The organism is Arthrobacter sp. TJ-240, from assembly GCF_058269195.1.
Genome location: NZ_JBZCNG010000003.1, coordinates 506,553 through 530,056, shown reverse-complemented (window position 1 = coordinate 530,056; position 23,504 = coordinate 506,553). Strand labels below are relative to the sequence as shown.

Sequence of the window (23,504 nt, the reverse complement as noted above, 5' to 3'; positions counted from 1 at the left end):
CATGGCTCCACGCCCACCGATGGATCCGGGAGCGGCGGCCACGCTGTCCGCCGCCGGGATCACGCTCGCCTACGGCGAGCGGACCGTCGTCGACGGGCTCTCCGTCTCGCTGCCCGCCGGGAAGGTCACGGTGATCGTCGGCGCCAACGCGTGCGGCAAGTCGACGCTGCTGCGAGGGCTCGCACGCCTGCTCAAGCCCGTCGAGGGCACCGTGCTGCTCAACGGCGCGGACATCGCCACGCAGTCCACGAAGGCCGTCGCCCGCCTGCTCGGTCTCCTGCCGCAGACCCCGGTGGCCCCGGACGGCATCACCGTCGCCGATCTCGTAGGCCGCGGGCGCTACCCGCACCAGGGCTGGTTCCGCCAGTGGACCCCGGAGGACGACGCCGCCGTGGCGGGCGCGCTCGAGGCCACGGACACGCTGTCCCTCGCGGACCGCACCGTGGACGAGCTGAGCGGCGGGCAGCGCCAGCGCGTATGGATCGCGATGGCGCTCGCCCAGCAGACGGGGATCCTCCTGCTCGACGAGCCCACCACCTTCCTCGACGTCACCCACCAGATCGAGGTGCTGGACCTCATCACCGACCTCAACCGGCGCTCCGGGACCACCGTGGTCATGGTGCTGCACGACCTCAACCTGGCTGCGCGCTACGCGGACCACCTGATCGCCATGCGGGAGGGCCGGATCGTCGCCGAGGGCGCGCCGTCCGCCGTCGTCACCGAGGAGACGGTGCGGGGTGTGTTCCACCTCGACTGCCGGATCATCGAGGACCCCGTGTCCGGTACGCCGATGGTGGTGCCCGTCGGCAGACATCACGGTGCCCCCGCAGCCGAGCCCGTCCGTGCCCCCGCAGCCGTTCCCACCAGAAACCCCGCTTCCGGCCGTGAGCCGGGACGCGGCTACCGATCCAATCCGCAGGACATCGTTCCGGCACGCATGGAGGCATCATGACCGATGTGACACAGAGGACTGCCCGGCGCACCGCGGCGGACACCGAGCCCATGGTGCTGGCGTTCGACGTCGTCGTCACGGCCGTGCAGGACCTCACCGCGAACTTCCGCCGCATCACGTTCGGCGGCGCCTGCCTGGAGTCATTCGGCGTCGCCGGGGACTCCCTCGACCTCCGGATCAAGATCGTCATCCCGTCCGCCGGACGCGCGTGCCCGGACATCGCGGGGATGATGCGCGGCGGCGCTGCGTCCAGCTGGTACCAGCTGTGGCTCGGCATGGACGCGGAGGAGCGCGGCTCCATGCGCACCTACACCGTGCGCGCCTCGCGCTGCACGGGCCCGCAGCCGGAGATCGACGTGGACTTCGTGATGCACCTCGACGAGGACGGCCGCGGCGGTCCCGCGTCCGAATGGGCGGCAGCGGCAAGGCGCGGGGACCGGGTGTGCGTCATCGGACCCAACTCCGCCGCCGCACAGTGCGCGACAGCGGGTGCCTACGGGGGCATCGAGTGGAGCCCGGGCCTCGCCCAGCACGTGCTCCTCGCCGGCGACGAGACCGCAGTGCCCGCGATCAGCGCCATCCTCGAGTCGCTCCCCGAGGACATCAGCGGCCATGCGTTCCTCGAGGTGCCGGACGGCGCGGACTTCCAGAACATCGACACCCGCTCCTCGGTCTCCATCACCTGGCTCGCCCGCGGCCGGCGCCCCCACGGGGAGCTGCTCGAGACCGCCGTCCGGAACGCGGTGCGGCTGCCGGGGTGGGTCTCCCTCTCCGGAGAGGTCACCGCCAGCGGCGGCAGCGAGCCGGAGGACGTGGACATCGACAGGACCATCCTCTGGGAGACACCGCAGCTGCTCGAGGCGGCAATCGTGCAGTCGAGCGTCAACCCGGAACGGCCTCCCGGGACCCAGCCCTTCTACGCCTGGATCGCGGGCGAGGCCGCCGTGGTCCGGGGCCTGCGCCGCTACCTCGTGCGTGACGTCGGGGTGGACCGGAAACAGGTTGCCTTCATGGGGTATTGGCGCAAGGGGCGGGCCGAGCTGTCCTGACTGGGTTTTCCGCGGCCGAAACTCAGGTTCTGCCGCACATTTCCTCAGGATTCCTGATGACGGAATGCAGTATTGCATGAATTGTCCACAGGCTGGATAACGGAATTGTAACTTCGCCTTTCCTCGCCTATGTTTGAGCAGTCAAAGCTCCATCGTGGAATTCAGGTCCGCACGCCTAACCCTGTCAGCGGACCGCCTGAACAACCTGTGACAGGGGTGGAGGACCCACATTCCGGCGGCACGAGCCGCCTCGGGGTGAAGCCCTCACGCATAGTCGACAGCACGGTCCTTCCTGCGCTTCTGCCGCGCCGAGGACCGCGCCGTGGGGCCGAGTCAACTCTTGCTCGAATCCGACAGCTAACTTCGCGGGCGTGTGAGAGAGGTATGCAGTTGACCCAGACGCTCATGTCCGGGCGCCGTCGCGCGTCCGACGCCCGCCCGGACCAGCACCACGCGACGCCGCAGCTTTCCGCGCACACCCCTCCGCCGAACCGCCGCTCGCTGCGTGCGCAGCCCCACCCGGTGCACAGCCCCCTCTTCGCGGCCTCCTTGCCGGCTGCACCGTCCATTCCCGCGCCGACCCCTGGCGTCGCGCCCGTGGAGCCGGGACCCGATGCGTCCGCGCCCGCCGCAGTCCCGACTCCTTCCGGGGATGCGCCGCGTCCCAGCACCTCCGCGCCGCCGACCCGCCGCGAACTCCGGGCCCGGGAGCGGGCCGCGCGCGACATCCCTGTCGACGACGCCATCGACGGCATCGGCGACGCCGCCGAGGCCGACAACGCCACCGTGTCCCTGCCGTCGCGCCGCAGCGTCCGCAGCAGCGGACGCACGCCGTCGCCGGTTCAGCGACGGACGGACGCGCGTCCCCCGGCGACCCGCCGGACGGCATCCCGGGGCGGCACTGTCCCTGCGTCGCTCACCCGCCTCCGGGACAACGCCGCCACCGCCGGCATCGTCCTGGCCTCGGCCGGCCTGCTCATGGGCGCCGTCGCGCCGTCGGCCACCTCGGCTCCCGCCGACGGTGCGGACGCTGCCCCCGCGTCCGGCGTATCGCAGGCCGTCACCGCGCCCGCGGGAGCCACGGTGACCTTCGGCCTCGAGGCTGCGGGGCCCGCCGCCGAAGGCATCGCCCCGAGCATCGCGAGTGCGCGGGCGCTCTCGGCCTCCCTCGCACCGGCAGCGAAGGAACGCAAGGCCTTCAGCGCCCCGGTGGAGTCCCCGACGGTCGCCTCGACCTTCGGGTACAGGGTCAACCCCATGGGCGGTTTCGGGACGGAGCTCCACACGGGCGTCGACTACGCCAGCGCCTGCGGCACCCCGGTGAAGGCCGTGGACGCCGGGACGGTCGTCGACTCGGGCTGGCACGCCTACGGCGGAGGGCAGCGCATCGTGATCGACCACGGCGACGGGCTGAAGACCACCTACAACCACATGAGCGCCCTCGAGGCGCCGGCCGGCACCACTGTGAAGCGCGGCGACCCCCTCGGCGCCGTCGGCAGCACCGGCAACTCCACGGGGTGCCACCTCCACTTCGAGGTTCTGGTCCACGACGAGAAGGTCGACCCGCAGCCCTGGCTGTGACCGGGGGCAGCCGCCGGCGCGTGGGCCGCAGCTGCCGGAGGCCCCGTCAGGGCAGCGGTTCGCTCACGACTGCGGGATCCTTGTAACCGAGCGGCATCCGCAGGCGGAGCGAGTCCGGCCTGACCTCGAAGGCCATGTGCGTCGCCTTGCCGAGGGCGTCGCCGTCGAGCTGCACCTCGAGCGGCTCACGCAGCGTGATCTCGGCGGTGCGGCACTGGAAGTACTCCAGCGACGGATCCTTGCTCCTGCCCTTGCCGCGCGCGACCAGCTTGCCCACGACGGCCAGCCACCCGAGCCTGCCCTTGGGGGCCACGGTCATGAGGTCCATGAGGCCGTCGTCGATCCTGGCGCCGGGGAAGATCTCCAGGCCGCCCATGATCTTCCCGCAATTGCCGCCCATCACGCTGCGCAGGCGGCGCTCGAAGGGCTTGCCCCCGTTCACGGAGATGGTGGTGCGCGAGGGCCTGCCGGGCAGGTTCCTGATCCCGGCGTCCACATAGGCGAGCCAGCCGACCTTGTCCTTCAGGTCATCCCGCGTGTCGGACATGATGGCGGCGTCGTAGCCGATCCCCGCCATGACCAGGAACACGTGGGCGTCCTGGGCGCGGTCCACGGTGACGTGCACGACGTCGATGGTCCGCTCCGTCCCGCGGAAAGCGGACTCGACGGCGGCATCCGGATCGTCGACGGCGATGTCGAGGTTCCGGGCGAGCAGGTTCCCGGTACCCAGCGGCACGAGGGCCATCATGGTCCCGGTGCCGGCGAGTTCCTCGGCGACGCACCGGACCGTGCCGTCCCCGCCGGCCGCGATGACGAGGTCCACCCCGGCCTCGAGCGCCTCCCGGGCCTGGCCGTGCCCCGGATCATCGGCGGTCGTCTCGATCACGAGTGGTTCCTCCCAGCCGTCCTCGGCGGAGATGCGCCGGACGGCGCCCTCGACGTCGGCGGTGGTGGCCTTGATCGGGTTGACGATCAGCGCGGCTCGACGGCCGCCCGATCCGGCATCCGCGACGGTGTCGGTGGTCGGCGCGGGTGAAACGTCGGTGGGCATGGTGTCCTTCGTGCGGGGTGTCAACGGGTGGCTTCGTCGAGCTTATCCCGGCCGTCCCCGGCGCCGAGGGTAATCTTTGGGACGTGAACTTTCCCCAGCGCTATGTGGCCCTCGGCGACTCCTTCACCGAAGGGGTGGGCGACTGGGATCCGGCGTCCCCCAACGGCGTGCGCGGCTGGGCGGACCGCGTCGCCGAGCAGCTCATCCTCGCCGACCCCTCCTGGGGCTACGCGAATCTCGCGATCCGCGGGAAGAAGATGCGCCAGATCCTCGACGAGCAGATCGACGCCGCCCTGGCGCTGCAGCCGACGCTCGTGACCCTCTACGCGGGCGCCAACGACATCCTGCGGCCCCGCATCGACATCGACGCCCTCATGGCGCACTACGACGACGGCGTCGGGCGGCTCCGCGACGCCGGCGCCGCCGTCGTGCTGTTCACGGGCTTCGACGCGGCTGGCTCCGCCGTGTTCGGGAAGACCCGCGGGCGTACGGCCGTCTACAACGAGTGGGTCCGCGAGATCGCGGACAAGCGCGACGCGACGATCGTCGACTACTGGCGGCTGCGCGAGTTCCAGGACTGGGGCTACTGGGACGTCGACCGCATGCACATGTCCGCCGCCGGACACACGCTGATGGCCGCGCGCGTCCTCGAGGCGCTGAAGGCCTCCCACCGGATCGACCTGCCGGAGCTGGAGGCGCGCCCGGTCCTCCGGCGGGCCGAGCAGCTCAAGGCGGACGCGCAATGGGCGCGGGAGTACCTGAAGCCGTGGGTGGGACGACGCCTGCGCGGCGTCTCCTCGGGCGACGAACTGACAGCCAAGTACCCGACGCCGGTCCAGCCCGACCGGGCGACCGTTCCGGCCTGAGGCCTCCCGGCCCGACGTGCTGCCGCCCACTCGTGAACCGGTCGTGCTGCAGTATCCCCTCCGTGGGTTCTTCCGAGCCCGCAACAGCCCCGCCCGCCGCGTACCGAGCCACGGCACCCACCTGATGGGCACCACCTACGCCATCGACCTCGTCCCCGTCGACGCGCACGGCCGGGTGGCCTCGCGGGGGTGGCGCGCCCTGCTGGCCACCGAACCACCCGAGGCGTTCGTCGGTTTCGGGGCCCCGGTCCTGGCGCCGGCCGCCGGCACCGTCGTGATCGCCCACGACGGCGAGGAGGACCATGCAGCGCGGAGGTCGCAGCCTGCGCTGCTGGCCTACACCGCGGGCCAGTCCCGCCGGATCCACGACGGGCCGGCGGCGATAGCCGGCAACCACGTCGTCGTCGCCCTCGAGCGGGGCGGGCCCTTCGTGCTGGTCGCCCACCTGCGCCTGGGATCGCTCCGGGTCCGGGTGGGGGACCGGATCCTCGCCGGGCAGTTGCTGGCCGAGTGCGGGAACTCCGGCAACAGCACCCAGCCGCACGTGCACCTGCAGGTCACCGACAGCATCGACTGGGGCGCCGCCCGTGGGCTGCCCCTCGCCTTCCGGACCGCCACGGGCACCGAGGTGCCGCGCGAGTCGCAGATCGTCCGGGCGTGAGGACCGCCGGCCGGGAGGCCGGCCCGCGCGCACCGGATCCGGCACCCGGGGAGGGGACCGCTCCGCCCCGGCGCCGGACGGGCTCCGGCAAGCACCCCCGGTGGCGGCCCGCAAGCCCGCGCCGCTCCGCGCGCAGCCCTTCGGCGGCCCGGAACCGGTGTGCCAGAATGAGCGGATGGCGGCGCAATGGCTCACAGCGGACGAGCGGCGCGCATGGCTGGCACTGTATGCGCTGACGTCCCTGGTCCCCGCGAGCCTCGACGCGCACCTGTTCCGCGAGGCACGCATCACCCTGTTCGACTACACGGTCCTCGCGATGCTCTCCGAGTCCGAGGGCAGGTGCCTGCCCATGAGCGAACTGGCTGCACGCTCGACGGCGTCGCTCTCGCGTCTCAGCCACGTGGTGAAGAAGCTGGAAGGGCGCGGCTGGGTGTCCCGCCTCCCGTCCCACTCCGACGGCCGGGTGACGACGGCCTCCCTGACGCCCGCCGGACTCGAGATGCTGACCGAACTCGCGGTCGCGCACGTCGCACAGGTCCGCGCCACGGTCTTCGACGCCCTCGACGGGCAGGACGTCGCCGACCTCGAGCGGGTCGGCCGCAAGATCCTCCGCGGCATGGACAGCGCCCACTGGATCCTGGCCGACGGCGAGGAGGTCGGGGCGAGCGCCTCGCCCCGGTCGCCCTAGGCCCGGCATCGGCGTCGTGCCGATTCCCCCGATTCCCCGATTCCCCTCGGCCGGGCACCCCCGTCCCGAGGATCCGACAGCACCCGGCGCGGGCCGGGGAGAGGACGTCAGATGGCCCCGCACGGACAGTTCCGGCACCAACCCCGCGTCCTCGCGATCGTCCTCGCCGGCGGGGCGGGCGGCCGCCTCGGCGCCCTCACGGACCACCGCGCCAAGCCGGCCATGCCCCTCGGCGGCAGCTTCCGGCTCATCGACATCGCACTGTCGAACCTGCAGCACAGCGGCATCTCCGACGTCTGGATCATGGAGCAGTACCAGCCGAAGACCATCAACGACCACCTCCGCAACGGCCGGCCCTGGGACCTCGACCGCACGCGCGGCGGCCTGCTGGTCCTGCCGCCCTTCAGCGGCAGGGAAGGTGAGGGCTTCGCCGACGGCAACGCGGACGGCCTGCTCCGCCAGGCCGCCTTCATCCGGGACTTCGCGCCGGACCTCGTCCTGGTGCTCAGCTCCGACCACCTCTACCGCCTCGACTACCGCGACGTCGTCGACACGCACCTCCGCACCGGCGCGGACCTCACCATGGTCACTGTCGACTTCGACGGTGACGCCTCCAACCACGGCGTGGCCACCGTCGACGACGCCGGCCGGGTCACCGACTTCGCCTACAAGCCCGAGAGCCCTCCCACGAGCATCGTGGCAGCCGAGATCTTCCTCTACACCGCGGCCGCCCTGCTCGACACGCTCGACGGCCTGCAGGACACCGAGGACGGGCTCGGGGACTACGGACACCACCTGGTTCCCCACCTGGTGCAACGCGGCGCCGTGGTGGAGCACCGGCTCGAAGGGTACTGGCGGGACCTCGGGACGCCGGTCAACTACCTCCGCGCCCACCTCGACCTCGTCGACGGCCGGGGGCTGGACCTTGCGGACCCGCAGTGGCCGATCCTCACCGAGCCCCCGCAGCTGGTCCCGGCGCGCATCGGCGAGGGCGCCGTGGTCGCCGACGCGCTGATCGCCCCCGGAGCCACGGTGCGCGGTACCGTCCGCAGGAGCGTCATCGGCTCGGGTGCCACGGTGGAGGCCGGCGCCGTCGTGGAGGACTCGGTGCTGCTCAACCGCGTGCGGATCACCGCAGGAGGCCGCGTCCGGTACGCGATCGTCGACTCCGGCGCGGTCGTGTCCGGGGACTGCGCGGGGGCAGGACCGGACGAGCCCGTCGTCGTCGACCGGGATGGGCGGATGGGCGACTGACCCGTTTTGGTCAAGCCGAATCCTGTCGGTAGTATGGTAGGGCGTTTGGCTGTGGCTGACGCCGATCCGTCCATGGGCGGGACGGAGTCCGCCCGGCTACCCGCGACTACCTGAAATGTCGGGCTGTGCGCCGCGAGGCTGCGCGACGCCCGATCTTCACCGTCTTCCCCGCGGCGAGGCGCTTCGGCAGGTTCTCACCCTGCCAGGCCAACCTCCGGAAAGCTGCAGTAATAGCGGTGTCATTACTGGTGGCGGGACGCTCAACAAGTGATTCCGTCACGTTCATCTAATCTGGAGGAGAGTTATGGCAGCCCACTGCCAAGTGACCGGAGCCGAGCCCGGCTTTGGACACAGCATTTCCCACTCGCACCGCCGCAACAAGCGCCGGTTCGACCCCAACATTCAGAAGAAGCGCTACTACGTGCCTTCCCTGCGCCGCAACGTGACGCTGCAGGTCTCGGCCCGCGGCATCAAGACGATCGATGTCCGCGGTATCGACGCTGTCGTCGCGTCGATCCTCGCGAGGGGAGTGAAGCTCTAATGGCAAAGGACAAGGACGTACGTCCGATCATCAAGCTGAAGTCCACCGCAGGGACGGGCTACACCTACGTGACGCGGAAGAACCGTCGTAACGATCCGGACCGCATGGTCCTGATGAAGTACGACCCCAAGATCCGCAAGCACGTCGAATTCCGAGAGGAGCGCTAAACCATGGCCAAGAAGTCAAAGATTGCTCGCAACGAGCAGCGCAAGGTCATCGTCGAGCGCTACGCGGCCAAGCGCCTCGAGCTCAAGAAGACCCTCGTCGACGAGAACGCCACCGACGAAGCCCGCGAAGCAGCACGCCTCGGCCTGCAGAAGCTTCCCCGGAACGCCTCGCCGGTTCGCCTGCGTAACCGCGACCAGATCGACGGCCGCCCCCGCGGCACGCTCCAGAAGTTCGGCATCTCGCGTGTCCGCTTCCGTGACATGGCGCACCGGGGCGAGCTGCCCGGCGTGACCAAGTCGAGCTGGTAACAGCCACCGGGGCGTGACGCCCTCCGCACGGCACCTCAGAAGCCGGCAACCCGCGGGTTGCCGGCTTCTGCCGTTTCCCGCCCGAAGCCCGCGAAAGAGACCGGAACTGGGTCAATCCGGCCCCGATCGAGCCGAAAAGCCGCGTAAACACGCGGAACACCGCGTGCAAGCTGATAGGTTTTCGAACAGAGGCTTTTCGAATACCGCGAAAAGCTCGTTCCGAAGAGTACGTCCAGGAGGACCTAAATTGGCTAAGAACCGTAGTGAACTTGTCTCCGAGGTAGCAGCGAAGGCTGACACCAGCCAGGCTGCAGTCAACAGCGTCCTCGACGCGCTGTTCGACGTCTTCGCCGAGTCCATCGCCAAGGACGAGAAGATCACCATCCCCGGATGGCTCGCCGTCGAGCGCACCAGCCGCGCAGCCCGCACGGGCCGCAACCCCCAGACCGGCGAGACCATCCAGATCGCGGCCGGCCACAGCGTCAAGCTGACCGCCGGCTCGAAGCTGAAGGCTTCCGCCAAGTAGTCCACGTTCCACCGGAGGGCCGCTGCCATCATGGCAGCGGCCCTCCGTCGTTCCTGCACGGATCCGCCCGAAGCGTGGGGGGCGCGGGGAATTCGCCCTATTTCTACTGCGGGTAGAGAATGGTGTATGTGTCCACTACTGCCAAGCACCCGCGCGAGACGCTCGCCAGCACCTCCCCGGAGCGCGCCATCGGGACCGTCTGGCTGGTTCTCGCCGGCGTCGCGGTCCTCGCCGCACTCGTGGTCGCCCTGTTCTTCTCCGGCGCGGCGGCTGCCCGCCAGCTCGGCGACCCCGGTGCCCTGACGCGGTGGGGCCTTCCCGTGGCCAAGGTACTCAACAACACCGCGGCCGCCGCCACCATCGGTGCCCTCGTCTTCGCCGTCGTCATGCTGCCGCGGCAGGTCGGCTCGAAGGGGCGGAAGCCCCGGGAGGATGCCGGCGAGCATCCGGCCTTCTCCCGCGTGCTGCTCCTTGCCTCCGCCTCCGCTGTCGCCTGGACGCTCGGCGCGCTGGGCGTCATGGTCTTCACCTACTCGGACGCGGCGGGCCTCCCGCTCAGCTCCGACCCCACCTACACGCAGGGCCTCGCGGCGTTCCTCACCGACTTCTCCACGGGGCGCGCCTGGCTCGTGACATCCATCGTGTCCGCCGTCCTCGCCACGGTCCTGTTCGGGGTGCGGTCCCAGATCGGGCTGGCGCTGGCCCTGGTGCTGGCGCTCCTGAACCTGCTGCCCATGGCGCTGATCGGCCACTCCGCCAGCGGCGACGACCACAACGCGGCCGTCAACTCGATCGCCCTCCACCTCGTCGGGGTGTGCCTGTGGGTGGGCGGGATCATCTCCCTCGCCGTCGTCGGCGGCAAGCTGGGCGAGCAGACGCTGCCCGTCCTCAAGCGCTTCTCGGCCCTGGCCGGGTTCGCGTTCCTGCTCGTGGTGGCCTCGGGCGTGGTGAACGCGAGCCTCCGCATCACGGACCTCGCGCAGCTCAGCTCGCAGTGGGGCCTGCTGGTCACCTTCAAGACCATCGCCACGCTGCTGCTGGGCGGGATCGGCTGGATGCACCGGCAGTGGATCATCCCGCAGCTGGAAGCCGCCGCCGGGACGGCCGCGTCGAAGCTGTCCGCGCGACGGGTGCTGTGGCAGCTCATCACGGTGGAACTCGTGATCATGGCCGCGGTCTCCGGCGTGGCAGGGGCCCTCGGCCGCACCGCGCCTCCCCGCGCCGAGGAACTGCCCACCGCGGCAGGGCCTGCCCGCATCCTGACGGGGTACGACCTCCCGCCCGAGCCCACCCCGATGCGCTGGCTCAGCGAGTGGCGGCCCGACTGGCTGTGGATCACCGTCGCCCTGACCCTCGGTGTCGCCTACATCCTCGGCACGGTGAAGCTCCACCGCCGCGGCGACTCCTGGTCGCCGCTGAAGCTCGTCAGCTGGATCGTGGGTCTGCTGCTGCTCACCTACTTCACGTCCGGCGCCCCCGCCATCTACGGCATGGTGCTGTTCAGCGCCCACATGATCGACCACATGGCGCTGACCATGGTGGTGCCGCTGTTCCTCGTCCTCGGAGCGCCCGTCACGCTGGCACTCAGGGCCCTCGACGCGCGACGCGACGGCACGCGCGGCATCCGCGAATGGATCCTCGTGATCGTGCACTCCTGGCCGTCACGGATCATCACGCACCCGCTCTTCGCGGCCGGCAACTTCGTGGCCTCGATCATCGTCTTCTACTACTCGCCGCTGTTCGGGTTCGCGCTCCGCGAGCACGTGGGCCACGAGCTCATGATCACGCACTTCCTCATCACCGGGTACATCTTCGTGCTCTCGATGATCGGCTCCGATCCGGTCCCGTTCCGTGCGCCCTACCCGCTGCGGATCGTGCTCCTGTTCGCCACCATGGCCTTCCACGCCTTCTTCGGTGTGACCCTCATGGGTTCCACCTCCCTGCTCGAGGCGTCCTGGTTCGGCAACATGGGCCGCGAATGGGGTGTCTCGGCGCTCGCCGACCAGCAGGTGGGCGGTGCCGTGACGTGGGGCGTCGGCGAGATCCCGACGCTGCTGCTCGCGATCGGCGTCGCGATCATGTGGTCCAGATCGGACGCCCGGGAGACGAAGCGCACCGACCGCGCGGCGGACAGGAATAACGACGCCGACCTGGCGGCTTACAACAGCATGTTCGCCGACCTCGCCAAGCGCGACGCCGGAACCCGCAGGCCAGGGCAGCAGCCCCCCGCGCGGGCCACACCAGGAGACTCTGCAGGGGAGACCGAATGACCGAGACCACCGTGCGCACCGGCTACCGCGTGCGCGGTTCAGCGCTGACCGGCCGCAACTGGCTGAACACCGGCGGGAAGCAACTGCAGCTCGAGGACCTGCGCGGGAAGATCGTCATCCTCGACTTCTGGACCTTCTGCTGCATCAACTGCCTCCACGTCCTCGACGAGCTGCGCCCCCTCGAGGAGCAGTACTCGGACGTCCTCGTCACGGTGGGCGTGCACTCCCCGAAGTTCGAGCACGAGGCCGACCCGGTGGCGCTCGCCGCCGCCGTCGAGCGCTACGACATCCACCATCCGGTGCTGGACGACCCGGAACTGACCACCTGGCAGGCCTACACGGCGCGCGCCTGGCCGACGCTCGTGGTCATCGACCCCGAGGGCTACATCGTGGCGCACCTCTCCGGCGAGGGCCACGCCGCAGGGCTCACCTCCCTCGTGGAGGAGCTCGTGGCCGAGCACGAGGCCAAGGGCACGCTGCACCGCGGGGACGGGCCCTACGTGCCGGCCGAGAGCACGGCCGGGGAGCTGAAGTTCCCGGGCAAGCTCCTCGCCCTGCCCGCCACCGGCACCTTCCTGGCCGGCGACACGGGCCACCACCGGCTCGTGGAGCTCGAGGCGGACCTCGTCACCGTGCGCCGCACCATCGGCTCCGGCACCAAGGGCTTCCGCGACGGCGCGGCCGGCGAGGCCCGGTTCAACGAGCCCCAGGGCGTCGCCCTCCTCCCGGCAGGGCTCGCGGCGGAGGTCGGATACGACGTCGTCGTCGCCGACTCGGTGAACCACCGCCTCCGCGGGGTGGACCTCGCCACGGGTGAGGTGCGCACGCTCGCCGGGAACGGTACGCAGCGCCTGCTCGACGCCGGTAACCACACCAAGACGGGCCGACAGGAGAACGCGCACGAGGTCGGCGCGGAGAGCGAGACGCCGCGCCTCACGGAGACGCAGCTGGGCACCGACGCCCTGAACATCTCGCTGTCCTCCCCCTGGGACGTGCTCCACTCGACGGTCCTGGATCGCGTGGTCGTCGCCATGGCCGGCACGCACCAGATCTTCACCTACGACCCCCGCACCCACGCCGTCGAGGTCCTCGCCGGTACCGGCCTGGAGGGACTGCTCGACGGCGACGCCTCCGCCGCCTGGTTCGCCCAGTCCTCGGGTCTCGCGGAGGACGCCAACGGCTCCATCTGGATCGCCGACTCCGAGACGTCGTCGGTGCGGATCCTGTCCTTCCTCGAGGTCGACGGGCGCAGGCGCGTGCAGGTGCAGACGGCCATCGGGACCGGCCTGTTCGACTTCGGCTTCCGGGACGGCGACGCCGACCAGGCGCGCCTGCAGCACCCGCTCGGCGTCACCGCCCTGCCCGACGGCTCCATCGCCATCGCCGACACCTACAACGGAGCCGTGCGCCGCTACGACCCGGCCACGCGCCAGGTCTCCACGCTGCTGCGCGGCCTGTCCGAGCCGTCCGACGTGCTGGTCGACATGACCCCCGTCGCCGACGGCGGGGACCCGCTGCTGATCGTCGTCGAAGCGAACCGGCACCAGCTCGTCCGCGTGCCGCTGCCCAAGGAGGCGCTCGCCGTCGACGAGGGCGCGTCCCGGACGCAGCGGCCCAAGACGCCGATGTCCGCCGGGCCCGTGGCCCTGACCGTGCGCTTCTCCGCGCCCACGGGACAGAAGCTCGACGACCGCTGGGGCGACCCCACGCAGCTGAAGATCAGCGCCTCCCCGGAGTCCCTGCTGGTCTCCGGCGGAGGTACGTCCACGGGACTGACGCGGGAACTCGTGCTGTCCCCGGATGCGGGCGACGGCGTCCTGCACATCACGGCGCGGGCGGCGTCCTGCGACGGCGAGCCGGGCGGGGAGATCCCCGACCACGCCGCCTGCCATCTGTACCAGCAGGACTGGGGTATCCCGGTGTCGGTCACGGCCGACGGCGACACCGCCCTGACGCTGGACCTGCGCGGCCTGGACTGACCCCGCCGCGCCGCCGCCGACCCACCGACTCAGACCGCACGACCAGCACCACGACGAGGAGTCCACCATGACCACCGACAGCGGACCCGCAGCACCGACACGGCCCACGGCTCTCGTGGTGGGAGCCACGGGTATCGCCGGGTCAGCGCTCGTGGAGCGGCTCACCGCGGAGGGCTGGGCGGTCCTGGCGCTCTCCCGCAGGCCCGGTGCCGGGCAGGACGGCGTCCGCTGGCTGTCCGCGGACCTCACCTCCGCCGACGCCGTGGCGGCCGCCCTCGCCCCGGAGCGGCCCACGCACGTGTTCTTCACCGCCTGGTCGCGGCAGGACACCGAGGCGGCGAACATCGAGGTCAACGCGGGCATGCTGCGGGACCTGCTGCTCGCCCTCCGCGGCAAGGACGTGGCGCATGTGGCCCTCATGACCGGGCTGAAGCACTACCTCGGGCCCTTCGAGGCCTATGCTGCCGGGCAGATGGCCGATACACCGTTCCACGAGGAGGAGCCGCGCCTGCCGGTCCGGAACTTCTACTATGCGCAGGAGGACGAGCTGTTCGCCGCGGCGTCGGAGCAGGGCTTCACGTGGTCGGTCCACCGGGCGCACACCGTGATCGGCCATGCGGTCGGTAACGCCATGAACATGGGGCTGACGCTCGCCACGCAGGCCACCCTCTGCCGCGAGGCGGGCGAACCGTTCGTGTTCCCCGGGTCGGAGACGCAGTGGAACGGGCTCACCGACATGACCGACGCCGGGCTCCTCGCCGAGCACATGCTGTGGGCCTCGACGGCTCCCGCGGCCGCGGACCAGGCGTTCAACATCGTCAACGGCGACGTCTTCCGGTGGCGCTGGCTATGGCCGCAGCTCGCCGCCTACTTCGGCGTGGAGTGGGAGGGGTACAGCGGCGCGCCGCGCCCGCTCGAGCAGGCCATGGCCGGCCGCGACGCGCAGTGGGCAGGGATCGCGGAGCGCCACGGCCTCGCGGAGCCCCGGCTGGATCGGATGGCCTCCTGGTGGCACACCGACGGCGACCTCGGGCGGGACATCGAGGTGGTCACCGACATGGGCAAGAGCCGCGTGGCGGGGTTCACCGGGTACCGGCGGACCCCGGACGCGTTCACCGCGCTGTTCGACCGCTACCGCGCCGAGCGCCTCATCCCGTGATGCCGGCCGTGCCGGGTAGCGGCAGCGCCTAGTAGCGGACCACGGGCGTGACGGTGATGGCGTCCCCGGTCACCGCGAGGTCGGCGCCGAACTCGAAGGGCACGGACTCGACCACGTCCCGGACGTCGCCCGAGAAGAAGTCCCGGAGCTGGGTCTCGATGCGGGCGGACCCGCGCAGCGGCGCCAGGAGCCACCCGCCGTCGTTCGCCGTGATGGACACTTGGGGGTAGTCCTCGATGGACCAGGTGATATCCCCGGCCAGCCGCTCGTTGGTGATGTAGTTGAACGGGCAGTTCGTGGGCTGGAAGACGGTCTGGCGGGCGCAGTCGTCCAGGAAGGCATGCAGCTGGTCGTCGACCGTCCGGGTCAGTTCGGGCGTGGCCTCGGTGGCGAGCGCCAGGGGCGGCGGAGCGTCCCGGCCGGTGACCGTCGCGTGGCGCTCCGGCGCCGAGAAGTACCTGTCCTCGTACTGCGCCGTGACGGCTGCGGGGTAGAAGGACGCGAGGGATGCCTTCCCGTCGGGGAGCCCGACGTCGACGCCGTTCACCGTGGCCCGGACGCTGTTCACGGCGGACACCTCGACTGTCGGCAGGACGCTCTGCTCGAACCGCCACACGGTGAACAGGCCCCATTCGGTGCCGACGCGCTGGAGGGGGAAGGCGGTGGTCGTCTGCGCTCCGTCGAGCGTATAGGTGACGGGGACCTCCACGCGGTCCGAGCCCGCCTCGCGTGCGTCGCCCACCGTCACGTCCTCGAGGGACGCGCTCGCCCGCTCCAGGCTCTCGCCGTCCAGCAGGGCGGGGTTGGAGCCCTCCGGCACCGAGGCGTTGAGCAGGCCCAGCGCCCTGCCGCCGTCGCCGTCGCGCAGCGCGTCGAGGTACAGGCGGACCTGGTGCTCGGGGCCGTACAGCTGCCCGTTGAGGAGGGAGACGGTTGCGAGGAAGCCCGTGCCGACCAGCATGAGCGCCAGCAGCCAGCCCGCGAGCGCCTTCACGACAGGAGTGGTTTGCACCCCTCAACGGTACCGGCTCGTCCGGTTCAGCCGGGCAGGAAGCCCAGGAGTGCCCCGAGCACGGCGCACACGAGCCCGACGACGGCGACCACCCGGGTGCCCCGGTACGGCTCCTCGAGGGTCCACTGCACGGGGTTCCTCGCCTGGTAGAAGATGGTGACGTCCTCACCGGGCGGTAGCGGTGACGGGGCGGCACCCTGTTGCCGTCGCCGGATACCGCCGGACCACAGCGCCTCCACGATCCGGTACCGGTGATCGTGCCAGCGGAGGTACGGGTGTCCCTCGTGGTCGAAGGTGATGGCCTGCGTACGGGTCCACGAGCCGTAGATCAGCCGGATGACGAGTGCTGCGATCAACAGTCCGAGTCCCAGCGCCGTCAGGCCCGCCGACACGAACTCGATCACCACCGCAGCACGTGTCTCCTCGGACACCGCCCCCGGTGCCCGCAGGCTCAGGACCACGGGCGCTTGCGGCGTTTCGTGGCGAACAGGCCGCGTGCCAGTTCCTTGCCGATGACCCCGGCCGCCTTCAGGGCGAGATCCGCCAGCTCGTCCCGGTCCGGGCCGCGGCCCGCCGTCGTCCGCTCGTCCCGGTCCGGGCGGCGCTCCGCGTGCTCGGGTACCCGGCGCGGGGGCGGGCCGAGGATCTCCTCCTCGATGCGGCGCGCCTCCTCGTCGCGCGCCTCGCGTGCCTCGCGCGACGGCCCGGTGGGCCCGGCATCGTGCGCCGGCGGGTCGGGAGGCGGAACCGGTGCGCCGGCCGGGACGCCGTCGGACCGTCCGGTCAGCTTCTCGTACGCGGAATGCCTGTCGACGGCCTGGCTGTACCGGGGGAGGAGGGGGGAGGCGGCGACGGCGGCGGACACCGTCCCCTCGGGTCCGCGGCCCAGAACGGATTCGGGGGAGCGGAGCCGCGTCCACGCGACCGGCGTGGGCGCACCGCGCTCGTTCATCACGGTGACCACGGCCTCGCCGATCCCGGCCGAGGTCAGGACCTCCTCGAGGTCGTAGTCGCTCATGGGGAAGGTGGACACCGTGGCGCGGAGGGCCTTGGCGTCGTCGGGGGTGAAGGCCCGCAGCGCGTGCTGGATGCGGTTGGCGAGCTGCCCGAGGACCTCCGCGGGCACATCCTTCGGTGTCTGCGTGACGAAGAAGATACCCACACCCTTGGACCGGATCAGCCGCACGGTCGCCTGGATGGACTCGCGGAAGGCCTTCGAGGAACCGGTGAAGAGCAGGTGCGCCTCGTCGAGGAAGAACACCAGGCGGGGCTTGTCCGTGTCACCGACCTCGGGCAGTTCGGCGAAGAGGTCGGCCAGCAGCCACATCAGGAACGTGGAGAACAGCCGCGGTTTCTGCTGCACGCCGACGAGTTCCAGCGCTGTGATGATCCCGCGGCCGTCCGGTGCGGTCCGGAGGAGGTCGGCGGTGTCGAACTCCGGTTCGCCGAAGAACGCGTCCATGCCCTGTGCCTCCAGCGTCACGAGTCCGCGCAGGATGACGCCGGCCGTGGCGCGTGACAGGCCGCCGAGGGAGCTCAGGGCGTCCCTGCCCTCGTCGGAGGTGAGGAAGACGATGACGGCGCGGAGGTCGGCGAGGTCGTACAGCTCCAGGCCGTTCCGGTCCGCGTAGTGGAAGACGAGTTGCAGGCTGGATTCCTGCGTCTCGTTGAGGTCGAGGACACGGCTGAGGAGCAGGGGACCGAAGGAGGAGATGGTGGCGCGGACGGGGACGCCGTCCCCGGTGCCGAGGGTGAGGAACTCGACGGGGAGGCCGGTGGGTGTCCAGTCCTGTCCCACGCTCGCCGTGCGCTTCGTCAGCCGGTCCGACGCCGTTCCCGGCGCGGCGAGCCCGGTGAGGTCGCCCTTGATGTCGGACAGGAACACGGGGACGCCCTGTGCGGAGAGCTGCTCCGCCAGGACCTGGAGGGTCACGGTCTTGCCGGTGCCCGTGGCGCCCGCGATCAGGCCGTGCCGGTTCATCATGGCGAGCGGCAGGCGCACCTGCGCGTCGGCGTGCACCGTGCCGCCCACCAGCGCCGCCCCGAGGTGCAGGGTCGGTCCCTCGAAGACGTACCCGGCGGTGATGTCGGCGACCTGGGCGGCGCCGTCGTGTTCGACCATAGGGCCACACTACACAGCAGGACCGGTGCCCTCCCGGGTGCCGGTCCTGCCGTGTAGGTGCTCTCCGGGACGGCTGACCGCCCGGGGCCGGTCAGCCTGCCGCGTGCTTGCCCCCGGCTGCTGACGAGCCGCCCGAACGGGCGCCGGCATCCACCGTGGCGTTCCCCGCGGCCGACGTTCCGTTGCCTGACGTGCCGTTGCCGGAGGCCCCGTTGCCGAACGCGCTCCCGTCACGGTCCGCCTGCTGGGCGGTCGCGATCTCCTCCGCGCGGTCCTCGGCGGCCTCGAGCGTCAGCGCGGCACCCGCCTCGGCATCACGGGTCAGGTTCTCCCCGGTCTCGGCGTCGAACAGGTGGAGCTTCCGTGTGTCCAGCCAGATCTCGGCCTCACGCCCGCCCCGGATGCGGCTCGCGGCGTCGAGCGTGACCACCACCTGCGGGCGCAGTTCGTCGGCGTCCATATCCCGGGCGAGACTGTTGAGGAGCTCGCGCATCTCGGGTGCCGGGTCGAAGTTGATGTACCCGTACTGTTCGTTGCCGAGCCACTCCGTGTGCGTGAGGGTCGCCGTGAACGTGGACCCGTGGGGGAGCTTGCTGTCCTCCACGAGCTTGGCGTCCTCGAAGAACTCGGGACGGACCCCCACGAGGACCACGCGCTTGCCGGCCGCCTTGCGGGCCTTGTCCTCCGGGATGCTGATGTCGCCGAGCGCCGTCCTCAGGGTGGTGCCCTCGAGGGTCGCGGGCAGGAAGTTCATCGACGGCGAGCCGATGAAGCCCGCCACGAAGAGGTTCACGGGCTGCTCGTACAGCTCCCGCGGAGAGGCGATCTGCTGCAGCTCGCCCTTCTTCAGCACGGCGACGCGGTCGCCGAGGGTCATGGCCTCGGTCTGGTCGTGCGTCACGTACACGGAGGTGACACCGAGGCGCCGCTGCATCTGGGAGATCTCCGACCGCATCTGCCCACGCAGCTTGGCGTCCAGGTTGGACAGCGGCTCGTCGAAGAGGAACGCGTCCGCCTGGCGGACGATGGCCCGGCCCATCGCGACACGCTGCCGCTGACCGCCCGAGAGGTTCGCGGGCTTGCGCTGCAGATGGTCGGTCAGCTCCAGGGTCGCCGCGGCCTCGGTGACGAGCTTGTTCACCTGGTCCTCCGAGTGCTTGCCCTTGGCCAGGCGCAGGGGGAACGCGATGTTCTCGTACACCGTCAGGTGCGGGTACAGGGCGTAGTTCTGGAACACCATGGCCAGGTTGCGGTCCCGGGGCGCCTTGTCGTTCACGCGCTGGCCGTCGATGAGCAGGTCGCCGTCCGTGATGTCCTCGAGGCCCACGATCATGCGCAGCAGCGTGGACTTCCCGCAGCCCGACGGGCCCACGAGGATGATGAACTCCCCGTCCGCGATGTCGATGCTGATGTCGTTGACGGCGGGGAAACCGTCGCCGTACTTCTTGACCAGGTGGTTGAGGGTGATTGAAGCCATGGTGCGATTCCTTTTCTTGAGCGCGCCGCGAGGGGCCGTCAGCCCTTGACGGCGCCCGAGGTCAGGCCGGAGACGATCTGGCGTTGGAAGAGGAGGACGAGGAGGACCACCGGGATCGTGACGATGATCGCGGCCGCCGAGATGGCTCCGGTCGGTGACTCGAACTGCGAGGCCCCGGTGAAGAACGCGAGCGCGGCGGGCACGGGCCGCGCCGCTTCGGTGGACGTCAGCGAGATGCCGTACACGAAGTCGTTCCACGCGATGAAGAACGCGATGATCGCCGTCGTGAACACCCCCGGCAGGGCGAGCGGGACGATGGCCTTGCGGAACGCCTGCCACGTCGTGGCGCCGTCGACCTGGGCCGCCTGCTCCAGTTCCCAAGGGATCTGCCGGAAGAACGCGGCGAGGGTCCAGATGGAGATGGGGAGCGTGAGCGAGAGGTACGGGATGATCAGGCCGAGCCACGTGTCGTAGAGGCCGATGGTGCGCCACAGGTTGAACAGCGGCGTCACGATCGAGATGACGGGGAAGATCGAGACGGCCAGTGCCGTGGTCAGGATGAGCTTCTTGCCGGGGAAGTCCAGGCGGGCGATCGCGTAGGCGCACAGCGTCGCCAGCACCACGGCGATGAACGTCGCGATGAGCGAGATGCCGATGGAGTTGCGCAGGGCCGAGAGGAACAGCCCCTGGGCGTCGCCCACGAGGATCTGCTCGTAGTTGCTCGTCGTTGCGGTGCCCGACGAGGGGAGGAACTTCCCGTTCGTCAGGTCGCTCGGGGACTTGAAGGACGTGGCGAGAATCGACAGGACCGGGAAGAGCGCGTAGACGAGGACGAGGACCGTGGCGACCGCCCAGAGGACCTTGTTCCTGGTGCTGGTGTTCGTCATTACTTTCCTCCCTGCGATCCGGCGAGATCGACCTTGAACAGCTTGATCGCCACGAAGCAGATCAGCAGGACGCAGAGGAACAGGAGCACGGACACGGCAGAGCCGAGCCCGATCTCCAGTCTGCTGATGGACTGCCGGTAGGCGAGCAGCGACAGCACCTCCGTGCCGTAGGCGCCGTTGGTCATGATGAACACGTTGTCGAAGATGCGGAAGGCGTCCAGGGCCCTGAAGAGGACGGCGACCATGATCGCCGCCTTCATGTTGGGGATGATGACCTTGCGCATCTGCTCCCACCAGGTGGCGCCGTCGACCTTCGCCGCCTCGCTGAGCTCATCCGGTACCTGCGCGAGGCCGGCGAGGAGGAGCAGCGAGATGAACGGCGTGGTCTTCCAGATCTCGGAGGCCATGATGACGAACAGGGCGGTGGGGCCCTGGGCGAACCAGTTGAGGTTCTCGTCGATGCCCGGCAGCCAGGCGAACCAGCTGTTGACGTAGCCCGAGTTGATGTCGAAGGCGTAGAACCAGGCGAACGCGGAGACCACGGTGATGATGCCGTAGGGCACGAGGATCGCGGTGCGCAGCAACCCTCGGACCGACTTCAGTGCCTTGTGCATCACGAGCGCTAGGGCGAACCCGAGGACGAGCTCCACGACGACGGTGACGACGGTGATCAGGACCGTCGTCCACAGCCCGGACCACCAGACCGGATCCGACAGGATCACGATGTAGTTCTCGAGGCCGATGAAGGCCCGCTCATCGGGCGCCGTCAGCCGGAAGCGGAACAGCGACTCGTAGATGGCCTGGAGGATCGGGTACAGCGTGACGAGCAGCATGATGACGAACGCCGGACCGGCAAGGATCCAGCCGAGCCGCCGCTCCGCGCGGGTGCGGTCGCTGTACTGTATCCGCTGCTTCTTCCCGTTGCCGCTGCCCTTGCTATTGCCTGCGTCCAGCTTCGGACCGGGCTCGGTGGGTGACGCCGTCTTTGTTCTCGCTGGGATGGCGGAGGTCACAGGAGTTGCTCCCCTCTGAGGACCGAGATGATGAAGTTGCTCGACGACTGCGGCGTGCTGTCCGGGTCGACGGCGGAGGGTGGCGCCCAGGTCTGCTGGATGCCGGTGGAGACCTCGTTGTAGAACGGGGTCTGCGGACGGGGTGCCGCGACCTGGAGGGAATCCCTGATGGTCTCGGCCATCGGGAAGGACTCCTCGATCCGGGGGTCCTCGTAGGCCTCGGTGTTCGCCGGCGGGTTGCCGTTGGTCAGGAAGTACTCGGACTGGTTCTCGACGGAGACGATGCACTGGACCGCCTCGTAGGCGAGTTCGGGGTTGTCACTGGCTGCCCCGACGCCGAGGTTGATCCCTCCGAGCGGCGGGGCCGCCTCCTGGTCCTCCGACATCCGGGGGTAGATGCCCCAGGCGATGTCGTCGAGGACGGACTGGTCCAGCGTGCCGGCCTCGACCGCGGCGACCGTGGCGGGCCAGACGAAGGGCCAATTGACCATGAAGGAGCCCGAGTCACCCTGGAAGCCGATGAGGGATTCGTTCTCGGCCTGCGTGGGAAGGCCGGGACCGCCCAGGCCGTCCTTGCCGATGGTAGCGATCACATCGGCCGCCGCGATGCCTGCGTCGGTGTCCAGCCCCAGTTCGATGGTGTCGGCCGTGGCCTCGGGGTCAACGATGATCGAACCGCCTGCCGACTCGATGAGGGCGTTGACCCACACCGTCATGGATTCGGCCTGCGCGCCCTGCACCCCGAGGGTCTTCTCCTGGGTCCGCGCGACCTCCATGACCTGCTCCCAGGTGACGGGCCCGGACATGTCGAGGCCGGCCGCCTCCGCCACCGACTTGCGGTACCAGAGGATCTGGGTGTTGGCCCAGAACGGGACCGTGACGAGCTCGTCCTTCCAGGTGGCACCGGCGATGGCGCCCTCGACGACGTTCTCCGTGGTGGCCTCGGCGACGTCCTCGGGGACCGGCGCCAGGAAGCCCGGTTCGGCGAGTTCGGGGATGAACGGCGGGTCGAGGCTCATGATGTCGAGCGACGCGTCGCCCGCTGCCAGGCGGCGTGCGAGCTGTTCGCGCTGCGAGGCGGCGTCGTTCGGGAGGAGCGAGGTCTCGATGCTGTAGCGGCCGCCGGACTCGTCGCTGCACTTCTGCGCGATGGCGGCCTGGCCGCCGGCATCCGGGTTGATGTACCAGGTGAGGGAGTTGTCCGCCTGCGCGGGGCCGCAGCCGCTCATCACCAGGGTTCCCATGACGAGGCCCGCCAGGACGGTGCCTCTCGGACGGTTTTTCACGGCGGTGCGTGTTCGTCGACTACTGGGCATTCGTACCGAGCCTCCACATCCTTGTAGACAACCCGACTGACGGTTCGGTCGAATCGGCAGCCTAAGCAACCTTGCTTTTTCGACCCTATGCCTTGGCGCGGTAAATCGCTAGACAGGCTGCTTACGATCCCGCAACGCGCGGACGCGTCCCGGCGGGACGTCAGGAGACGGCGGAATGGTCCAGAGCGAACGGGGGGCGTTCGACGCCGGCGGTCACGGCCTCCGCGGGATCGGAGCCGAGCTCCACGATCCGGTTGTCGGCGTCGACGTGCACCACGGTGGGGACGAATGCGCGGGCTTCCTCGGTGGTCATCTGCGCGTAGGTGATGAGGATGACGAGGTCGCCGCGGTGCACGAGGTGTGCGGCCGCCCCGTTGATGCCGATGACGCCGGATCCACGCTCTCCGGCGATGGTGTAGGTCTCGAGCCGGGCCCCGTTGGTGATGTCGACGATCGAGACGAGCTCCCCGGGCAGGATGTCCGCGGCGTCGAGCAGGTCGAGGTCCACGGTGACCGACCCGACGTAGTGCAGGTCGGCATGGGTGACCGTGGCGCGGTGGATCTTCGACGCGAACATTGTGCGATTCATCGCCTCAAGGATACTGCCGCTACCGGGCCCGGAGG

General features: G+C 70.2%; 23 protein-coding genes and 1 riboswitch. Of the genes, 14 read left to right on the top strand and 9 right to left on the bottom strand.

Translation table 11 applies throughout. The features are described from left to right. Position 1: 1 nt before the first annotated feature. The 3 genes from AC4D2C_RS10765 to AC4D2C_RS10755 all read left to right on the top strand — a co-directional run bounded on the left by AC4D2C_RS10765 (position 2) and on the right by AC4D2C_RS10755 (position 3,582). On the top strand, positions 2-952 hold the full coding sequence (locus tag AC4D2C_RS10765; protein WP_490914723.1) for an ABC transporter ATP-binding protein: 951 nt from the start codon (positions 2-4) through the stop codon (positions 950-952). Next, positions 949-2,001, top strand: a complete 1,053-nt coding sequence (locus AC4D2C_RS10760; protein ID WP_490914721.1) for a siderophore-interacting protein — start codon at positions 949-951, stop codon at positions 1,999-2,001. Before AC4D2C_RS10765 ends, AC4D2C_RS10760 begins: the two co-directional genes overlap by 4 nt. Before the next feature lie 183 nt (positions 2,002-2,184). After that, positions 2,185-2,388: riboswitch (cyclic di-AMP (ydaO/yuaA leader) on the top strand. 3 nt (positions 2,389-2,391) lie between these two features. Beyond that, positions 2,392-3,582: a M23 family metallopeptidase gene (locus tag AC4D2C_RS10755; protein WP_490914719.1), complete on the top strand. Its 1,191-nt coding sequence runs from the start codon at positions 2,392-2,394 to the stop codon at positions 3,580-3,582. Positions 3,583-3,628: 46 nt separating this feature from the next. Here AC4D2C_RS10755 and AC4D2C_RS10750 read toward each other — a convergent pair whose 3' ends face one another. Beyond that, a complete protein-coding gene (locus AC4D2C_RS10750; protein ID WP_490906576.1) occupies positions 3,629-4,633 on the bottom strand; it encodes a diacylglycerol/lipid kinase family protein in 1,005 nt (334 codons plus the stop codon). An 83-nt stretch (positions 4,634-4,716) separates the two neighbouring features. On the opposite strand from AC4D2C_RS10750, the gene AC4D2C_RS10745 reads away from it, so the two are divergent. From AC4D2C_RS10745 to AC4D2C_RS10695, 11 genes are all read left to right on the top strand, one after another. Beyond that, a complete protein-coding gene (locus tag AC4D2C_RS10745) occupies positions 4,717-5,499 on the top strand; it encodes an SGNH/GDSL hydrolase family protein (RefSeq protein ID WP_490914718.1) in 783 nt (260 codons plus the stop codon). Positions 5,500-5,542: 43 nt separating this feature from the next. Further along, positions 5,543-6,160, top strand: coding sequence for a M23 family metallopeptidase (locus AC4D2C_RS10740; RefSeq protein WP_490914716.1), 618 nt, complete (start codon positions 5,543-5,545; stop codon positions 6,158-6,160). A 175-nt stretch (positions 6,161-6,335) separates the two neighbouring features. After that, positions 6,336-6,848, top strand: coding sequence for a MarR family winged helix-turn-helix transcriptional regulator (locus AC4D2C_RS10735; protein ID WP_490914714.1), 513 nt, complete (start codon positions 6,336-6,338; stop codon positions 6,846-6,848). 111 nt (positions 6,849-6,959) lie between these two features. After that, positions 6,960-8,102: a glucose-1-phosphate adenylyltransferase family protein gene (locus AC4D2C_RS10730; protein ID WP_490914712.1), complete on the top strand. Its 1,143-nt coding sequence runs from the start codon at positions 6,960-6,962 to the stop codon at positions 8,100-8,102. A 304-nt stretch (positions 8,103-8,406) separates the two neighbouring features. Next, on the top strand, positions 8,407-8,643 hold the full coding sequence (rpmB, locus tag AC4D2C_RS10725) for a 50S ribosomal protein L28 (protein ID WP_043441573.1): 237 nt from the start codon (positions 8,407-8,409) through the stop codon (positions 8,641-8,643). Further along, complete coding sequence (gene rpmG / locus AC4D2C_RS10720) at positions 8,643-8,810, top strand: 50S ribosomal protein L33 (protein WP_019481734.1); 168 nt, start codon at positions 8,643-8,645, stop codon at positions 8,808-8,810. The genes rpmB and rpmG overlap by 1 nt, the downstream gene beginning before the upstream one ends. Positions 8,811-8,813: 3 nt before the next feature. After that, positions 8,814-9,119, top strand: a complete 306-nt coding sequence (gene rpsN / locus AC4D2C_RS10715; protein WP_026545363.1) for a 30S ribosomal protein S14 — start codon at positions 8,814-8,816, stop codon at positions 9,117-9,119. A gap of 247 nt (positions 9,120-9,366) precedes the next feature. After that, on the top strand, positions 9,367-9,645 hold the full coding sequence (locus tag AC4D2C_RS10710) for an HU family DNA-binding protein (protein WP_104051767.1): 279 nt from the start codon (positions 9,367-9,369) through the stop codon (positions 9,643-9,645). Between the two features lie 119 nt (positions 9,646-9,764). Next, the gene (locus AC4D2C_RS10705) at positions 9,765-11,915 is read left to right on the top strand and encodes a bifunctional copper resistance protein CopD/cytochrome c oxidase assembly protein (protein WP_490914711.1); all 2,151 of its coding nucleotides are present in this window, start codon (positions 9,765-9,767) and stop codon (positions 11,913-11,915) included. Continuing rightward, on the top strand, positions 11,912-13,894 hold the full coding sequence (locus AC4D2C_RS10700) for an NHL domain-containing thioredoxin family protein (protein WP_490914709.1): 1,983 nt from the start codon (positions 11,912-11,914) through the stop codon (positions 13,892-13,894). The genes AC4D2C_RS10705 and AC4D2C_RS10700 overlap by 4 nt, the downstream gene beginning before the upstream one ends. A 67-nt stretch (positions 13,895-13,961) precedes the next feature. Continuing rightward, positions 13,962-15,053 (top strand): SDR family oxidoreductase, encoded by a 1,092-nt coding sequence (locus AC4D2C_RS10695; protein ID WP_490914707.1) that lies wholly within the window; start codon positions 13,962-13,964, stop codon positions 15,051-15,053. A 28-nt stretch (positions 15,054-15,081) separates the two neighbouring features. Here the strand turns inward: AC4D2C_RS10695 and AC4D2C_RS10690 are convergent, their stop codons facing one another. From AC4D2C_RS10690 to panD, 8 genes are all read right to left on the bottom strand, one after another. Further along, complete coding sequence (locus AC4D2C_RS10690; RefSeq protein WP_490914705.1) at positions 15,082-16,065, bottom strand: hypothetical protein; 984 nt, start codon at positions 16,063-16,065, stop codon at positions 15,082-15,084. A 26-nt stretch (positions 16,066-16,091) separates the two neighbouring features. Continuing rightward, positions 16,092-16,526, bottom strand: a complete 435-nt coding sequence (locus AC4D2C_RS10685) for a hypothetical protein (RefSeq protein WP_490914703.1) — start codon at positions 16,524-16,526, stop codon at positions 16,092-16,094. Continuing rightward, positions 16,517-18,187, bottom strand: coding sequence for a helicase HerA-like domain-containing protein (locus AC4D2C_RS10680; RefSeq protein WP_490914701.1), 1,671 nt, complete (start codon positions 18,185-18,187; stop codon positions 16,517-16,519). Before AC4D2C_RS10680 ends, AC4D2C_RS10685 begins: the two co-directional genes overlap by 10 nt. 91 nt (positions 18,188-18,278) lie before the next feature. Then, entirely contained in the window at positions 18,279-19,664 is a 1,386-nt protein-coding gene (locus AC4D2C_RS10675) for an ABC transporter ATP-binding protein (RefSeq protein WP_490914699.1), read from the bottom strand. Positions 19,665-19,702: 38 nt separating this feature from the next. Continuing rightward, positions 19,703-20,551 (bottom strand): carbohydrate ABC transporter permease, encoded by an 849-nt coding sequence (locus AC4D2C_RS10670; protein ID WP_490906591.1) that lies wholly within the window; start codon positions 20,549-20,551, stop codon positions 19,703-19,705. Continuing rightward, a complete protein-coding gene (locus AC4D2C_RS10665; RefSeq protein ID WP_490907487.1) occupies positions 20,551-21,456 on the bottom strand; it encodes a carbohydrate ABC transporter permease in 906 nt (301 codons plus the stop codon). The genes AC4D2C_RS10670 and AC4D2C_RS10665 overlap by 1 nt, the downstream gene beginning before the upstream one ends. A 104-nt stretch (positions 21,457-21,560) precedes the next feature. Further along, entirely contained in the window at positions 21,561-22,880 is a 1,320-nt protein-coding gene (locus tag AC4D2C_RS10660; protein WP_490914697.1) for an extracellular solute-binding protein, read from the bottom strand. Between the two features lie 160 nt (positions 22,881-23,040). Further along, positions 23,041-23,469 (bottom strand): aspartate 1-decarboxylase, encoded by a 429-nt coding sequence (gene panD / locus AC4D2C_RS10655; protein WP_490906595.1) that lies wholly within the window; start codon positions 23,467-23,469, stop codon positions 23,041-23,043. Positions 23,470-23,504: the final 35 nt, after the last annotated feature.

What these genes read in the sequence shown, in the direction of transcription:
- rpmG (WP_019481734.1), top strand. Translation starts at nt 8,643, where the DNA reads ATGGCAAAGGACAAGGACGTACGTCCGATCATCAAGCTGAAGTCCACC.
- AC4D2C_RS10750 (WP_490906576.1), bottom strand. Translation starts at nt 4,633, where the DNA reads ATGCCCACCGACGTTTCACCCGCGCCGACCACCGACACCGTCGCGGAT.
- AC4D2C_RS10735 (WP_490914714.1), top strand. Translation starts at nt 6,336, where the DNA reads ATGGCGGCGCAATGGCTCACAGCGGACGAGCGGCGCGCATGGCTGGCA.
- rpmB (WP_043441573.1), top strand. Translation starts at nt 8,407, where the DNA reads ATGGCAGCCCACTGCCAAGTGACCGGAGCCGAGCCCGGCTTTGGACAC.
- rpsN (WP_026545363.1), top strand. Translation starts at nt 8,814, where the DNA reads ATGGCCAAGAAGTCAAAGATTGCTCGCAACGAGCAGCGCAAGGTCATC.
- panD (WP_490906595.1), bottom strand. Translation starts at nt 23,469, where the DNA reads ATGAATCGCACAATGTTCGCGTCGAAGATCCACCGCGCCACGGTCACC.
- AC4D2C_RS10705 (WP_490914711.1), top strand. Translation starts at nt 9,765, where the DNA reads ATGGTGTATGTGTCCACTACTGCCAAGCACCCGCGCGAGACGCTCGCC.
- AC4D2C_RS10700 (WP_490914709.1), top strand. Translation starts at nt 11,912, where the DNA reads ATGACCGAGACCACCGTGCGCACCGGCTACCGCGTGCGCGGTTCAGCG.
- AC4D2C_RS10680 (WP_490914701.1), bottom strand. Translation starts at nt 18,187, where the DNA reads ATGGTCGAACACGACGGCGCCGCCCAGGTCGCCGACATCACCGCCGGG.
- AC4D2C_RS10675 (WP_490914699.1), bottom strand. Translation starts at nt 19,664, where the DNA reads ATGGCTTCAATCACCCTCAACCACCTGGTCAAGAAGTACGGCGACGGT.
- AC4D2C_RS10670 (WP_490906591.1), bottom strand. Translation starts at nt 20,551, where the DNA reads ATGACGAACACCAGCACCAGGAACAAGGTCCTCTGGGCGGTCGCCACG.
- AC4D2C_RS10765 (WP_490914723.1), top strand. Translation starts at nt 2, where the DNA reads ATGGCTCCACGCCCACCGATGGATCCGGGAGCGGCGGCCACGCTGTCC.
- AC4D2C_RS10660 (WP_490914697.1), bottom strand. Translation starts at nt 22,880, where the DNA reads ATGCCCAGTAGTCGACGAACACGCACCGCCGTGAAAAACCGTCCGAGA.
- AC4D2C_RS10760 (WP_490914721.1), top strand. Translation starts at nt 949, where the DNA reads ATGACCGATGTGACACAGAGGACTGCCCGGCGCACCGCGGCGGACACC.
- AC4D2C_RS10695 (WP_490914707.1), top strand. Translation starts at nt 13,962, where the DNA reads ATGACCACCGACAGCGGACCCGCAGCACCGACACGGCCCACGGCTCTC.
- AC4D2C_RS10730 (WP_490914712.1), top strand. Translation starts at nt 6,960, where the DNA reads ATGGCCCCGCACGGACAGTTCCGGCACCAACCCCGCGTCCTCGCGATC.